General features: G+C 49.4%; 9 protein-coding genes. 4 read left to right on the top strand and 5 right to left on the bottom strand.

Translation table 11 applies throughout. The features are described 5' to 3' along the window. Window positions 1–11: 11 nt before the first annotated feature. Entirely contained in the window at window positions 12–1,079 is a 1,068-nt protein-coding gene (locus BC349_RS11175) for a calcium:cation antiporter (RefSeq protein WP_187256802.1), read from the bottom strand. 146 nt (window positions 1,080–1,225) lie between these two features. Here BC349_RS11175 and BC349_RS11170 point away from each other — a divergent pair, with 146 nt between their 5' ends. Further along, window positions 1,226–2,815 carry an amidohydrolase family protein gene (locus tag BC349_RS11170; RefSeq protein ID WP_187256801.1) on the top strand — a complete coding sequence of 530 codons (1,590 nt, stop codon included), beginning with the start codon at window positions 1,226–1,228 and terminating at the stop codon, window positions 2,813–2,815. Window positions 2,816–2,861: 46 nt separating this feature from the next. Here the strand turns inward: BC349_RS11170 and BC349_RS11165 are convergent, their stop codons facing one another. The 3 genes from BC349_RS11165 to BC349_RS11155 all read right to left on the bottom strand — a co-directional run bounded on the left by BC349_RS11165 (window position 2,862) and on the right by BC349_RS11155 (window position 7,306). Continuing rightward, window positions 2,862–3,524 carry a T9SS type A sorting domain-containing protein gene (locus BC349_RS11165; protein WP_187256800.1) on the bottom strand — a complete coding sequence of 221 codons (663 nt, stop codon included), beginning with the start codon at window positions 3,522–3,524 and terminating at the stop codon, window positions 2,862–2,864. Continuing rightward, window positions 3,467–5,983: a M12 family metallo-peptidase gene (locus BC349_RS11160; RefSeq protein WP_187256799.1), complete on the bottom strand. Its 2,517-nt coding sequence runs from the start codon at window positions 5,981–5,983 to the stop codon at window positions 3,467–3,469. Before BC349_RS11160 ends, BC349_RS11165 begins: the two co-directional genes overlap by 58 nt. 120 nt (window positions 5,984–6,103) lie before the next feature. Continuing rightward, window positions 6,104–7,306, bottom strand: a complete 1,203-nt coding sequence (locus BC349_RS11155; RefSeq protein WP_187256798.1) for an anhydro-N-acetylmuramic acid kinase — start codon at window positions 7,304–7,306, stop codon at window positions 6,104–6,106. A gap of 254 nt (window positions 7,307–7,560) precedes the next feature. Here BC349_RS11155 and BC349_RS11150 point away from each other — a divergent pair, with 254 nt between their 5' ends. From BC349_RS11150 to murQ, 3 genes are all read left to right on the top strand, one after another. Further along, window positions 7,561–10,593, top strand: a complete 3,033-nt coding sequence (locus BC349_RS11150; RefSeq protein WP_187256797.1) for a SusC/RagA family TonB-linked outer membrane protein — start codon at window positions 7,561–7,563, stop codon at window positions 10,591–10,593. Between the two features lie 22 nt (window positions 10,594–10,615). Continuing rightward, window positions 10,616–11,941 carry a RagB/SusD family nutrient uptake outer membrane protein gene (locus BC349_RS11145; RefSeq protein WP_187256796.1) on the top strand — a complete coding sequence of 442 codons (1,326 nt, stop codon included), beginning with the start codon at window positions 10,616–10,618 and terminating at the stop codon, window positions 11,939–11,941. A 77-nt stretch (window positions 11,942–12,018) separates the two neighbouring features. Continuing rightward, window positions 12,019–12,846 (top strand): N-acetylmuramic acid 6-phosphate etherase, encoded by an 828-nt coding sequence (murQ, locus tag BC349_RS11140; RefSeq protein WP_343063681.1) that lies wholly within the window; start codon window positions 12,019–12,021, stop codon window positions 12,844–12,846. 9 nt (window positions 12,847–12,855) lie between these two features. On the opposite strand, the gene BC349_RS11135 is transcribed toward murQ, so the two are convergent. Then, window positions 12,856–13,824 carry a helix-turn-helix domain-containing protein gene (locus BC349_RS11135; protein WP_187256795.1) on the bottom strand — a complete coding sequence of 323 codons (969 nt, stop codon included), beginning with the start codon at window positions 13,822–13,824 and terminating at the stop codon, window positions 12,856–12,858. Window positions 13,825–13,879 lie beyond the last annotated feature (55 nt).

The following is a 13,879-nucleotide window of genomic DNA, read 5'->3' as shown; positions in this document are numbered from 1 at the left end:
AAACCGGTTGTTTAAGGATAAATGATCATGAATATGAATGCTGCTAAATTCATTAATAACACTACTCCATACACTATATTACTTCTGCCGCTGCTTAACGAGAGCATCACGGTGAACACGGATAATCCCAACAGGATGATGGATTTAATATCCAGTCCCAGTATGATTTTCATGTCATAAATGCTGGAGACCACCGCCACGCAGGGAATGGTCAACCCGATACTGGTCAGTGCGGATCCCAGGGCCAGGTTCAGACTTGACTGGAGTTTGTTTTTCCTGGCAGCGATAATGGCTGCAAGGCCTTCAGGTAATAAAATAATGGCAGCGATGATCACCCCCACGAGTGTTTTTGGGAGGTTGTAACTGGTAACTATAGTTTCGATAGTAGGAGAAAGGGTTTTCGCCAGCAGAACGACAATACCCAGACTGGCGACCAGGAATACCAGGCTGATGTAAAATACCCCATTGGAGATCTTTCCGGAATGTTCATTTTTCTCTTCACCTTCGGAAAGAAAGTATTCCCTGTGCCTGGTTGTTTGTGCGAACAAAAAGAAAGAATAGATAATTAAACAGGTTATGGAAACAAAAATCAGCTGGGGAGTGGTGTAAAATGGTCCCTCTATGCTTTTTGTGAATGTTGGAAATACCAGGGTAAAGATCACGATGGAAACAAGTGATACCAGCGCGATGGTGACTGAATGTTTGGAGAAGGTTTGTTCATGGTGTTTTAATCCGCCGATAAAAAGACATGCTCCCACAATTCCGTTCAGGATGAGCATGGTGGCGGAGTACACCGTATCTCTTGCCAGTGAAACGGAATCATCGCCCCCCGACACCATTAAGGAGATGATGATCGACACCTCTATAACGGTGATGGATATGGCCAGGATGATTGTTCCAAAAGGTTCGCCCACCCGGTGGGCGATAATCTCAGAGTGATGTACAGAGGACATAACACTAAGGATCAGCAGAATGCTGGCCACGATCTGAAAAATATCGCTGGTCTGTATAAGTCCGGAAAAATACAGCAACCAGGCGAGTGCCGGGATGATGGACGTCCATTGAATAAGTAATCTCATGAATCGGTGTTTCTGCAGCAGAATGGAAGTATTCTGTCTTTATAGATACAAAAAAACGCCGGAAATGTTCCTAACGCGTCAGACGCGCGTCAGACGCGAAAATTTTGCATTGATCCCGGCAAAATGGTAAATTGAAGGTATACACTATGCGCACATCTATAATTTTCCTGGCATGCCTGTTTTCCTTTAACGGCGGCCTTCCCCTTGCGGCACAGATGCAACCTGCCCCCAAAAGACTGGAGGGCGATGGCCCCTGGCAGCAATTGATCATCCGCGGCGTTACACTGATCAACGGTACTTTATCCCCCCCGATAGGGCCGGTGGATATTGTGGTGGAAGGAAACCGGATCAGGGAGATCAGGTCCGTGGGTGAACCGGGCGCTATCTACCCGGCCAGCCGCCGTCCACAACTTAAAGCCGGCGGCAAGGAATTGCAGGCAGAGGGCATGTACCTGCTGCCAGGATTTGTTGACACCCACGCGCATATCGGTGGTGTACAGGCGCCGAATGCAGAATACGTGTTCAAGCTCTGGATGGCCCATGGGGTTACCACGATTCTTGATCCAGGCAGTTCCAATGGGCTGAGCTGGACTCTCGAGCACAAACGGAAAAGCGAGCGCAACGAGATTACTGCCCCCCGGATCCGGGCGTACACATCTTTCGGCCAGGGCGCTAAATCGCCCATCAGCACGCCGGAGGAGGCTGTTGAATGGACCAGGCAGAATGCCAAAAATGGTGCCGACGGGATCAAGTTCTTTGGTTCCGCTCCCGCCATCATGGAAGCAGCCCTGAAGGAAAACAGACAACTGGGATTGCGGTCAAAAATGCACCACAGCCAAACTATGGTGGGCCGCTGGAACGCTTTGCAAAGCGCCCGCGCCGGCCTTACTTCCATGGAACACTGGTATGGCCTGCCCGAAGCTTTGTTCAGCGATCGCACCGTTCAGGATTATCCCCTCAATTATAATTACAACAATGAATTTGATCGCTTTTCCGAGGCGGGCAGGTTGTGGAAGCAGGCCGCAGCCCCTTATTCCGACCACTGGAACAAGGTGATGGATGAAATGATCAGGCTGGATTTTACCATTAGTCCCACCCTGGTAATTTATTCCGCCAACCGCGACCTGATGCGGGCAAGAAGGGCAGAGTGGCACGACAAATATACCCTGCCCGTGCTGTGGGATTTTTATGCACCAGGTCCCGGTAAACATGGATCCTACTGGTTTTCGTGGGGAACCGAGCAGGAGATTGAGTGGAAGAAGAATTATACCCTCTGGATGACTTTCCTGCGCGAATATAAAAACCGCGGCGGAAGGGTAACGGTGGGCACGGATGCCGGATTTATTTACCAGCTCTATGGCTTTGCCTACCCGACCGAACTGGAGTTGTTGCGGGAAGCGGGTTTCCATCCCCTGGAAGTGATCAAGGCTGCTACGCTTAACGGTGCTGAGGCACTGGGAATGGACAAGGAAATCGGCACCGTGGAAGTGGGGAAGCTGGCCGATTTTGTGGTGATTGAACAGAACCCACTGATGAATTTCCAGCTCCTGTATGGTACCGGCGCCATCGCACTGGATGACAAACACGAGCCCGTTCGCCTCGGTGGCGTAAAATATACCATCAAGGACGGCATCGTTTACGACGCGAAGAAATTACTCGCCGATGTAGAACAGATTGTGAAGCAAGAGAAGGAGCGAACCAATTATAAAATGGTGCAACCCGGAATTAAAAAATAATCAGCTCAACAGTGCCGGCTGCGCAACAGCATCAACCCGGCTGGCTTTATAATTTTATTACCTTATAACTCTTACGTTCACCCGCACCCTGGCTTATTTCCAACTGGTATAAGCCGGAGGGTACTTCCTGTACATCGAGGTGTAACAAGCCACTGGTGCCAGGAAAATTCCAGTTTTTGATAATCCTGCCCTGGAGGTCAACCAGGCGGATACCTGTTGAACCCGTTCGGTGCAACGGCATTTGCACCGTCAGGGTGCTGCCTACCGGGTTGGGATAAACGCTGATGGCAGCAGTTCCCTCCAATGCCACCCGGCGAACCGGACTATAGGTATAACGGTGATCGATATCCACCATCCTCAACCTGTAATAAATAGTATTTCCTGCGGCCAGGTTGATGGCGTTCAGATCTGAATAGCGATAGTTCTGGTCGCCCGTAACATTCAGCGCAGGAACCTGGCCCACAGGTAAAAATTTATGTCCATCAACACTGCGTTCAATTTCGAAATGGCTCACCCCTGTTTCAGCGGTAGTGCGCCAGTTCAGCACCACATTCTGTTGCAGCCTGGCAGCCTGGAAAGACAATAAGCGAAGAGGCAGCGGAGCAAGGCTGCCGTGTACGATAAACCCACTGAATCCGGTTACATCCACACTCACTTCCCAACGGTTGAAGGTGCTGTTCCAGATAATGTCGGAATCGGCTGGATCCAATATAACTGGTGCACCTGTATAAGTGGAAGGCAGTCCCGTTCCATCGTTACTGCTGCCGGGATGTTTTTCAATCCGAAGGTTGGCAATACCCGGGGCATCGGCGGCACCGGAAGGCATTTTGGCATAACTGTTCGGGGCGGCATTATAGGCATCAAATTCCGCCTGGGTAAAAAATATTGTGTTACGCGTCCGGTTGCGGCTGCAGCATTTACGGCGGGTGTGATTTCATAATGCCTGGCTACGTATGGAAGTCCGGCATAGGTGGGAACAATTGGTTCAATCCAAACTTTCGCATCTACCACACCGCTGACGGGGCTGGCGCCGTTAGGTAATAAAGCGCCTAAGAGTCCGCAGGTGGCACTGCGCAGCATGGTTGCGCCAGCACCGCTGATGTTGACCGTTGCCTGTTCTGCTGCCGTTGGAAGTTGCACAACAGGACATTCCTCCGGAAAGTAAACGGCAAAATCCCTTACGCTGGCGTTGTCGGGAATAGTACAGCCATTGGACAGGGGCAGTCCGCAGGGAATGGTCATAAAGCGCAGCCGCAGCCAGGCGCCCTTCACCGGTGGATTGGCGGGAGTGGTAAAGCTATTGGTGGAGGTACCCTGCACGCAGCCGGCAGAGAAATACACAGATTCATTGGCATCTGAAAAATCGCCATCGTTGTTGTAGTCGATAAACAACTGAACGTTGTTGGTAATACCAGCGGCACTGTATCCAGTATTGGAAATAAAACTATAGTTCGTGGCCGGTTGGAGCCGGGTATTGTTGGTGCAGGCCAGGTCTTCGAAGTACCTACCTATGTAATAAGTATTAGTACTGTATTGTATATCCCTCAGGGAAAAAGAAAATAAAGCACTCATTGTTCCATTACCTGCGGTGTTTTGAGAGCAGGCAACTCCCGGGGCATCCGCAACAAATATCTCCTTGGTCTTACTGCTGGTTCCATTGGCATTGGATACAGTGAGGGTAATGGTTTTAGTACCGCTGGTGCTGTAGCTGACAACAGGGTTGGCATTGGTTGAACTGGCCGGATTTCCACCCGGGAAGCTCCAACTGTAACTGAGGTTTTCCCCCACACTGGCATTGGTGAAATTGATGCTGTTGCCGGTGCAGATGTTGCTGGAGGACATATTGAAGAGGGCAATGGTGGGTGCCGGAACGCAGCCAGACAGGCAGGTAACGAATGGGTCGCCCAGGTAGTTGTTCATGGAGGTCAGGCTGGCCGGACTGAAAGATGTTGCATAACCGGTGGGACTGGTGCTTGGGGCCATGATATAAGGAGCACCTGAAGCATCATGGTTGGCACTCAGGTTGTGGCCGGTTTCGTGCGCTGCCACTACGGCCTGCGCCATGCTGGAAGAATAGACATCCTCCAATAACTGGTGCTTGAACCGGGCATTGCAAACAGTACCTACCCAGGCCAGCCCGATGGTGCCATAGGAATAATTGCCGGATCCGGTTGGAGATTCCATGCCGATATCCCTGGCAGTCCATACCTGCCCGAGGTCATAACTGAATCCGAAATTACCCGCAAAGCCCCAGGTGCTGAAGTTATTGAGAATAATGCCGGCATCAGGGCCGCTGTATGTCGGGGAATAGGGGTCTGAAGCCGTGTTGGTTGAAATGTATTGCCCCTTGATGGAAAACCCAAGATACTGGCTGCCAATCTGGGCATCGCCGTATAAGCCCACCATCATGTAAAGCACGCTGATATTGTGCTCTTCAACCGCTTGCACGGAACCATATTTGTCGACCATGGAGGCATCGGAGGCGATGGCCATTTCTATCATTTTGCAGGTGCCGGTAGCTGTTCCCAAAGTCTCCATCTGGCTGGTAGCAGGGGCAGTAGAAGTCAGGTCTCTTTGATCGGCTTCGGTTACCGCACACATAACCCCTGATTGTGGGATCACGTCCTTTGCTTCGTACAGTACATAGGTAGTGGGATTAGCTTTTTTATCGAAGTACCGTAGTGGTTCCATGTAGTATTCTTTCCCGTTCCCTTTGATAAACCCATATATGGTTTTGTCAGAGATCGTGAGGTAAACGCTGCTGCTTTCGTCGCCAGCGAGTTTGCCGGAATAGGTTTTAATATCCGGCTTCGCAGATTTTTGCCTGCCTCCCGGGTTTCCCAACACCAGTTGGTAATCGCTACTGAAAATATCCTGTTCATTCAGCGACAGAGCTAGTTGTTCGAATCCAGGGAAATCCAGTACCAGGTTAACCGTTCCCTTTCCCCCGGCTTTCGCATGCCGGGCTATCTCTCCCATATTGATGTTGAACAAAGTATACTTTCTGAAAACTTTCGTCAGGGAAACGGCCTTATCATTATCAACTTTACTGCCGCTGAACTTTTGCTGGGCAAAGGACTGAACAGGGAAAAACAACATTCCTTGTATTACAAATGTCAGTATGCCTGCATACAAACGAGTCTTTGCATGAAAAGTCCTGGTGGTCATTAGTTTTGAAGCTTGAGTTGGGATTGCGAATGCGCCAAATTAACAAATTATCCCATCTGTTCCTCACCCGTCTGACGTGCGTCTGACGTACGTCAGACGCACGTCAGACGCGTATAAGGATTACCCCGGGAAACTTATCTTCCCCATCGACACATTCGGAATGCCATTCCTGCCCTTACCGAAATGGATGCTGCCGCCGTAAATACTTTCATTGGCCAGTACGGCAAAGAGAACGGCTTCCTTGGCATCGGGATTGATACCCAGGCTGGCCGTACTTTCGAATGGACAGCCGGGTAATAAATCGCGCAGGTGCTGCATCAGCAAAGGGTTGTGCATGCCTCCCCCGCTCGCAAAAAACCTGAAACCCGATTTATCCTTTATAACCGTTTGAATTGCTTCCGCGATGGTCTCGGCAGAAAAACGGTTCAGGGTTGCCATGGTGTCTTCCACCGTTAGTTCGGTTGCACCACACCGTTGCATGGCTGCTTCCAGGTAAGCCAGGTTAAATAATTCGGGACCAGTCGTTTTAGGGAAGGGTTGATGGAAAAACGGATGGTCCTTTAACGCGGCCAGTAATCCCGCATGAATAACACCCCTGCCCGCTATGGCTGCCCCCTCATCAAAATAGGAGCCCGGGAAATGTTTCCGGGTTAAAGCATCCATCAGGGTATTGCCCGTGCCGGTATCGCTGCAAAAAACTTCATCGGCATTCAGGTTTCCCGGCAAATAAGTGAAGTTGGCAATCCCGCCGATATTCAGCATGATGCGGTTCTCATCCCTTTTTGAAAAGATCAGGAAATCGCCGTAAGCCGCAAGGGGAGCGCCTTCCCCGCCGGAGGCAACATGTTTTTGCCGGAAATCGCTCAGGGTAATGATGCCCGTTTCCACCGCCATATGGTCCCCATCACCGAGTTGCAGGGTGGCATTGCTGAATTTTTCTATTCCATGCAGGCTTTTGGGGGCGTGAAAAATAGTCTGCCCATGGCTGGCAATCAAATCAATGGTAACAGCCGGTCGCTTCCATTTTTCCAGGCATTGTAAAATGATGGCCGCATGTTGCCGGGCTATCCAGCCATTCAGGAGGCAAAGCTTTTGCAGGTCAACCATTTTTTTGGAAAAGATGGAGGCAATTTCCTCCTTGTAATCGCTGCCATAAGGTACCGTTTCAAATTCCAGCAATTCAATGCGGGTATCCATGCCCGTTCCACTGAAGCGGCACAGGGCCACATCCAGTCCGTCTATGGAAGTGCCGGACATTAATCCAATGATCAAACGACTGGGTTTGCCTGCGATTTCAAATAAATGGTTGAGCTGGGTATTCATACTGTTTAAACATTAAAATGCCTGAATATGCTGGTATTTAAGGAATCTGCCTGAAAATATGCAATTATTTGCAGTATTATGCCAATTATCCTCGTAAATTGGTGGTGCTTTAGATTTCGAGCCGCATTTCCGGTCTGCTTTCATTCTGTTTCAACTGATAAAAACAGTTGTAAAATATTAATAATGTGTAAACAAGGAACTGTGGAAGGAATCTAACTGCTGAAAATCTATTGCTAAACACAAAACGCTGCAACATGAAAAAAAGGCTTTCGTGCAAAGGAAGGAATGCCCGTTGGTTTCCACTCCTTGTATTATTTCAACTCTTAAGTGTGGCGGTCCTGGCCCAGGTCCGCATTTCCGGTAAAGTGAGTTCGGCCGCCGGTGAACTCCTGCCGTCCATTAGTGTCCAGGTGGTGAATACCAGCTTTGGCACATCAACCAATACAGAAGGGAAATATGCCTTCGAAGCTGACCTGAAGAACGGGTCCTACACCGTCCTGTTTTCCGGAGTGGGCTTTAAGCCGGTGGAGAAAAAGATCAGCGTAGGTACCGAGCGCAGCTTCAGTTTCGACATACAACTTCAGCCGGATGTGCTGGGCCTGAATGAAGTGATTGTTACCGGTACCAATGTGGCCACTTCCAAGAAGAAACTTGGTAATACGGTGGCTACGGTTTCTGCCCGCGACATCCAGTTCAGTGCGGCTACCGGCATCGACGGAGCCCTGCAGGGAAAGGTTGCCGGTGCACAGATCACCCAGAACTCGGGTAACCCTGCGGGTGGTATCAGCGTACGTTTGAGGGGACCAAGTACCATCGTGGGCTCTTCCGATCCGCTTTATATCGTGGACGGGGTAATTGTTAACAACGACTCCCGTCAATTGATCGACCTGGGTGGGTATGCGCAAAACCGACTGGTGGACATCAACCCCAATGATATCGAACGCATAGAAGTGATCAAGGGCGCCGCGGCTGCTGCGATCTACGGATCAAGGGCGAACAACGGTGTGGTGCAGATCTTCACCAAAAAAGGAAAGACCGGTGCTCCGCAGGTGTCCTTCTCCACACAGCTCAAAACGAACAGTGTGAGGAAGACCCTGGACTACAATGAATATCCTTTCCGTTTCAATAACAACGTCGCCACCGATCTTACCCAGAGTCCGGTTACCCGCTACGATTACCAGGATAAAATTTTCCGCACCGGTTTTGGAACAGACAATAACCTCTCTGTGAGCGGCGGTACGGAAGCCACTAAATATTATGTGGGTTTATCGAACACCTACAACGAAGGCATCGTTGACCAAACCAGCTTCAGCCGGAATGGTATCCGCCTGAATGTTTCCCAGAAACTGAACAAGATCATGACCCTTACCGCCGGTGCCAACTATGCACTGAGCAGCAGTAAGGAGATTCCCAATGGCGGACTGGTAGAGGCTTATGGTGCATTGACCGGCTTCATTTTCAGCAACAACTTTATCAATCCGGAAAAAGATCCTGTATCGGGTATCTATCCCTCCACGGCGCCGATCGCCATTCTGCGTCGTACCAATCCGCTGGAAGCCATCAACCGTTTTGATTTCGCCCAGCGTGTGAGCCGCTTCACCGGAAACACCCAGCTTAATATCAAACCCATCACAGGCCTGAACATCGATTTCATTTTCGGCCTGGATAACTATACACAAACCAGTACGGCTTATATTCCACCAAAGAATACCACCCCCAGTTATGATGGTGGTTTGTCGAGGCGTGGTGATGCCAGCGTGCTGCAAACCAATACCGACCTGAACATCAGCTATCGTAAAAATGTAACCGACTGGCTTGAATCAACTACCGGTTTGGGTGGTACCATGCAGTACGATCGTACCTATCTCTTCAGTGCCAGCGCGCAGCAGCTGGGTGCTTTTGGTGAAACGATCAACAACGGAACCATTGTTGCCGGCGAACTGAGGGAAGAGCGCAGCATCATGGGTGCCTTCCTGCAACAGACATTCGGACTCTACAACAAACTGTACATCACAGGTGCCGCAAGGGTGGATGCCTCTTCTGTGTATGGCATCGACAACCGCTGGCAGTTCTTCCCGAAAGTGAGTGGATCCTATATCCTGTCTGAAGAAAAATTCTGGCAGGATTCCAGACTGAGCGATATCATTTCTTCTTTCAAATTAAGAGCAGCCTGGGGTCAGTCGGGTAACCTTACCGCCATTGGTGTGAATGACCGTTATACCGTATATACTCCCGGTGCCTACCAGGGTATCACCGGTTATTATCCATCCACCCGTTTGGGTAATATAAATGTTAAGCCCGAGCGCCAGATCGAACTGGAACTGGGTGCAGACATGAGTTTCTTCAACGACCGTCTCAGCCTGGAGTTCACCTACTTCAACAAGGATGTGAAGGACCTGATCCTCGATCGTACGCTTGCTCCCAGCACAGGTTATAATGTTCGCTACCTCAACGTAGGTACCATGACCAACAAGGGATTTGAATTCATGATCAAAGCAGTTCCTGTTGAACGCAAAAACTTCAGCTGGGTTAGTACCATCAGCTACCTGAACAATGAGAATACGGTAGATGGCGTGGAAGGCAGTGGTGTATTGCCTTTCGCAGGTGGTTTCGGCCAGGTGGCTGCGGTGAACGGCTCTCCGCTCGGCGCTTTCTACAGTACTTTCTTTGCGAGAAATGCAGATGGATCTTTGCTGCTTACGCCACAGGGATTTCCCCAGCGGGAAAGAGGTGTTCAGGGAAAGAATGGCAATTCAACGATTGGTCGTGATGCCAACGGGCAGCCCACCGGTGCTATCCTGAGCAAGGTGATCGGTAATCCCAACCCCAAACATGTGTTCTCCTTTATCAATGATTTCAACTACAAAAAGTTCAACTTCAAAATGCAGTGGGATGGAATGGTTGGATTTGATGTCTTCAACTTCACCAGAAGGGTGGGTGACAATGCCAACTATGGTGGCCTGAAAGGATACGAGGCTGAACTGAAGGGAGAAGTTCCCAAAGGAACCAGCGCAGCCCTCTTCTCTATTTTCGAAAACTGGATTGAAAAGGGTGACTTTGTTAAACTGCGTGAGTTATCAGTGTCCTACCTGCTGACGCCGCGCATGGGCAAACTGCGTGATGTGAGATTCACATTATCTGGTCGTAACCTCCTGTCCATTGACAACTACAGCGGGTATGATCCGGAAGTTAACGCGGCAGGCCAGTCCAATGCGGTTCGTGGCTTTGACTTTGTGGAAGTGCCGCTGCCACGCACGATCCTGGTTGGAGTTAATGTGAATTTTTAATGCAGCATCAAAAAAAATTACAATGAAAAAGTTATCAATATTATTAATGCTTTGTTCAGCGACTGTTTTATTCAACAGTTGCAAACTGGAATACGTGAACCCGAATGGTCCCACTGACGAAGAGGTATTGAATTCAAGGGAAGGTCTGATTTCCCTCTGTGTGGGTATGAAGCTGACCTACGCCACTTCCGGCATGCAGGCTTTGATCACTGCACCCGGCACCACCACCCGTGAACTGAAGGGTGTTACCACTTTCACGAATATCCTGGAACTGGAAGCAGGCGGTACTGCCCTGCCGACTTTCAACGGAAACGTAAATGGTTTGTGGAGCAATATGCTTCGCGTGATGGGCATGGCCGAGAACCTGATCAGCAAAGCGCCTTCGGTGCTTGAGGCAGATGCAGCCACTAAATCCGGTGTGCTCGCTTTTGGAAATTTATTCAAGGCGATGTCAATTGGCGGACTCGCTACTGCCTTCGAGCAGTTTCCTATTCAGACGAATGTGGCTGGTACGGCAACTTTTGTGCCCAGGGCCGAAGGTTTGGAGGAAGCGGTTCGTTTGCTGGATGAAGCGGCTGCAGCCATCGCGGCCAATGCACCTTCTGCAGAATTCAACAGCCGCGTGCTGGCGGGTGATTTCAGCCTGCTGAATGTTATCAATGCTTACCGTGCCCGCTACAATATGATGCTGGGTAACTATTCTGCTGCACTCACGGCTGCCAATGCAGTGGATCTTTCCGTTGCTTCGGTTTTTCGTTATACGGAACAGAATCCCAACCCTATTTACAACCAGGTTCAGGTTGCTTCCAACTTTAAGGCAAGGGAAAACTTTGGTTTGCCTGCCGGCCTGGTGGAAGCCGGAGATGCACGGTTGAACTTCTTTCTGGCAGATCCGACTGTGGTAGTTAACGGTGAGAACCTGAAAACACTGAAAGGTTTCTTTGATGTGATCACCGAATCCATTCCAGTGTATGTTCCTGATGAACTGCGGTTGATTAAAGCGGAAGCGATCCTTCGTGGAAATGGTAACCTGAACGATGCATTAACCGAGATCAATGCCGTGCGTACACAGGCTGCAGGCGACCCTGTTGGCATCAACGCCAACCTGCCTGCTTACAGCGGACCCATCACAAAAGATGACCTGCTGCTGGAAGTATATAAGCAGCGTGGTGCTGAATTATTCCTGCAGGGACTTCGTCTGGAGGACAGCCGTCGTTTTGGTCGTCCCGCACCGCCGACCAATGTGAATCCCGTTCCTGTTGATTATGAGCGGACCAGGAATTTTTATCCTTACCCTGACCAGGAGCGTTTGAGCAATCCAAACACTCCGCAGGATCCCGTTATATAATTGGAAAAAGGAGATCCGCTTCGGGTCTCCTTTTTTCTCACTGAGCTTTCTTGAATGATCCATAAATTTTATTTGAAGTGAATCCGGAAGAATCACCATCGTTTATAAAGATTACTGAACAGGTATCGTTACACAGGAACCTCGAAAAAATGCAGGTGGGGGAAATTTTAGAGCGCATCAACCGGGAGGACGAAACCGTTCCTGCTGCCGTAAGAAAAGCCATGCCGTCCATTGAGGCATTTGTAGAAGCTTGTACGGATAAGATCCTGTCAGGCGGACGTCTCTTTTATCTTGGTGCAGGCACCAGTGGCCGGCTCGGGGTTTTGGACGCCTCTGAATGTCCGCCCACTTTTGGTGTTCCTGCGGGTTTGATCGTAGGACTGATAGCGGGCGGCGATACAGCTTTGCGGAATGCGGTGGAGAATGCAGAGGACAACCGGGAACAGGGCTGGAAAGATCTGCAGGCCTATTCCATTAACTCCAATGATGTTGTGTTGGGAATTGCTGCCAGCGGTACGACCCCCTATGTGATCGGGGCGCTTCAGGCCTGTAATAACGCCGGTATTTTGACGGGAAGTCTTTCCTGTAACCCGGGCAGTCCGCTCAGCCAGGCGGCAGCCTTTCCTATTGAAGTAGTGGTGGGACCAGAGTTCCTGACCGGGAGTACCCGAATGAAAAGCGGCACCGCACAGAAACTGGTGTTGAATATGATTTCCACCTCACTCATGATTGTGCTGGGAAGGGTGGAGGATAACAGGATGGTACATATGCAACTGAACAACGACAAGCTGGTGGACCGCGGTGTGCGGATGATCATGGATAAAACGGGACTCGCCGATTATGATAAGGCCAAAGAATTATTGGTGCAATATGGGTCGGTAAAGAAGGCCCTGTTGTCGGAATAAACCCGGAAACTATTTTGATGCTGGCGTTGCATTTGCGGCGCCAGCTTTTTTTTGCATATCCGGTGTGCCGCCTGCAGTTGTCCTACCTGCCGATCTGTTCAGTACATCCATCCGGTAGTCCAGCGGCGAAATGCCCGCCTGCTTTTTAAAGAAGCGTGTAAAATAGGCAGGATCATCAAAGCCAAGGTCATAACCGATTTCCTTGATGCTTTTTATGTTATGGTACAATTCTCTTTTGGCCTCCAGTATGATGCGGTCTGCGATCAGTTCGCCTGCAGTTTTGCCTGAATATTTTTTTGAAAGACTGTTCAGGGTTCTTGCCTGGATTATTAATCTGCCGGCATAACTCTCCACGCTATGTTCTTTCCGGAAATGTTTCTCTATTTCAGATTTATATTTCTGGAATAATGAAAAGTTTAAGTCTGCGCTTACCTGTTCCTGTGAAAAAGTGATTCGTTTCAACCTGCTGATATGTGTCAAAAGTATTTTCAGGTAAGCAAGCAATATTTTCTCTTTATCCTGCTCTTCCGTGTTAAACTCGGTTTCCATTTTAATCAAAATATCCTGGATGGTTGAATGAATGGAAGCGTTAAGTTTCAGGACAGGTTCAGATTGAATATTATCAAACAGATTTGTTTTAATAAGGTACTCCTCCATGTCTTTCGCATCTGAAAATAAAGCAGTCAGAAATTTGATCACATAGCCTTCCGCTTTTTCTTTCGGATAGATGCGGTGCATTTGCCCGGGTGACAGTAGAAAAAGCACCGATCCGTTATAAGGGTAGTTAACCGTATCGATAATATGATTGCCGTTCCCTTTTTTAAGCCATACTATTTCATAGTAATCCTGCCGGTGGTTTTCTTCAATCTCTGCGATGGTGCAGGCTTCCTCAGTGAAGGAACTTATCTTGATATTCCTGATGTCTTTATCGGAGCAGTAATCTGCAATGTTCAGAACAGGTGCTTCCTTTTTTTTCATGCCTGAAAAGGTACCGGTATTTTCTGAAAGGTGTCGGAATAGTACAAGTAAATCG

The organism is Flavihumibacter stibioxidans (assembly GCF_014332695.1).
Lineage (GTDB): Bacteria > Bacteroidota > Bacteroidia > Chitinophagales > Chitinophagaceae > Flavihumibacter > Flavihumibacter stibioxidans.
The sequence above is the reverse complement of the archived record's forward strand: the minus strand, read 5'-3'. Positions and strand labels throughout refer to the sequence as shown.

Bases quoted from the DNA above. Each gene is read 5' to 3' on its own strand.
- BC349_RS11175 (WP_187256802.1), bottom strand. From the start codon at position 1,079: ATGAGATTACTTATTCAATGGACGTCCATCATCCCGGCACTCGCCTGG.
- BC349_RS11170 (WP_187256801.1), top strand. From the start codon at position 1,226: ATGCGCACATCTATAATTTTCCTGGCATGCCTGTTTTCCTTTAACGGC.
- BC349_RS11160 (WP_187256799.1), bottom strand. From the start codon at position 5,983: ATGACCACCAGGACTTTTCATGCAAAGACTCGTTTGTATGCAGGCATA.
- BC349_RS11155 (WP_187256798.1), bottom strand. From the start codon at position 7,306: ATGAATACCCAGCTCAACCATTTATTTGAAATCGCAGGCAAACCCAGT.
- BC349_RS11150 (WP_187256797.1), top strand. From the start codon at position 7,561: ATGAAAAAAAGGCTTTCGTGCAAAGGAAGGAATGCCCGTTGGTTTCCA.
- BC349_RS11145 (WP_187256796.1), top strand. From the start codon at position 10,616: ATGAAAAAGTTATCAATATTATTAATGCTTTGTTCAGCGACTGTTTTA.
- BC349_RS11135 (WP_187256795.1), bottom strand. From the start codon at position 13,824: ATGAAAAAAAAGGAAGCACCTGTTCTGAACATTGCAGATTACTGCTCC.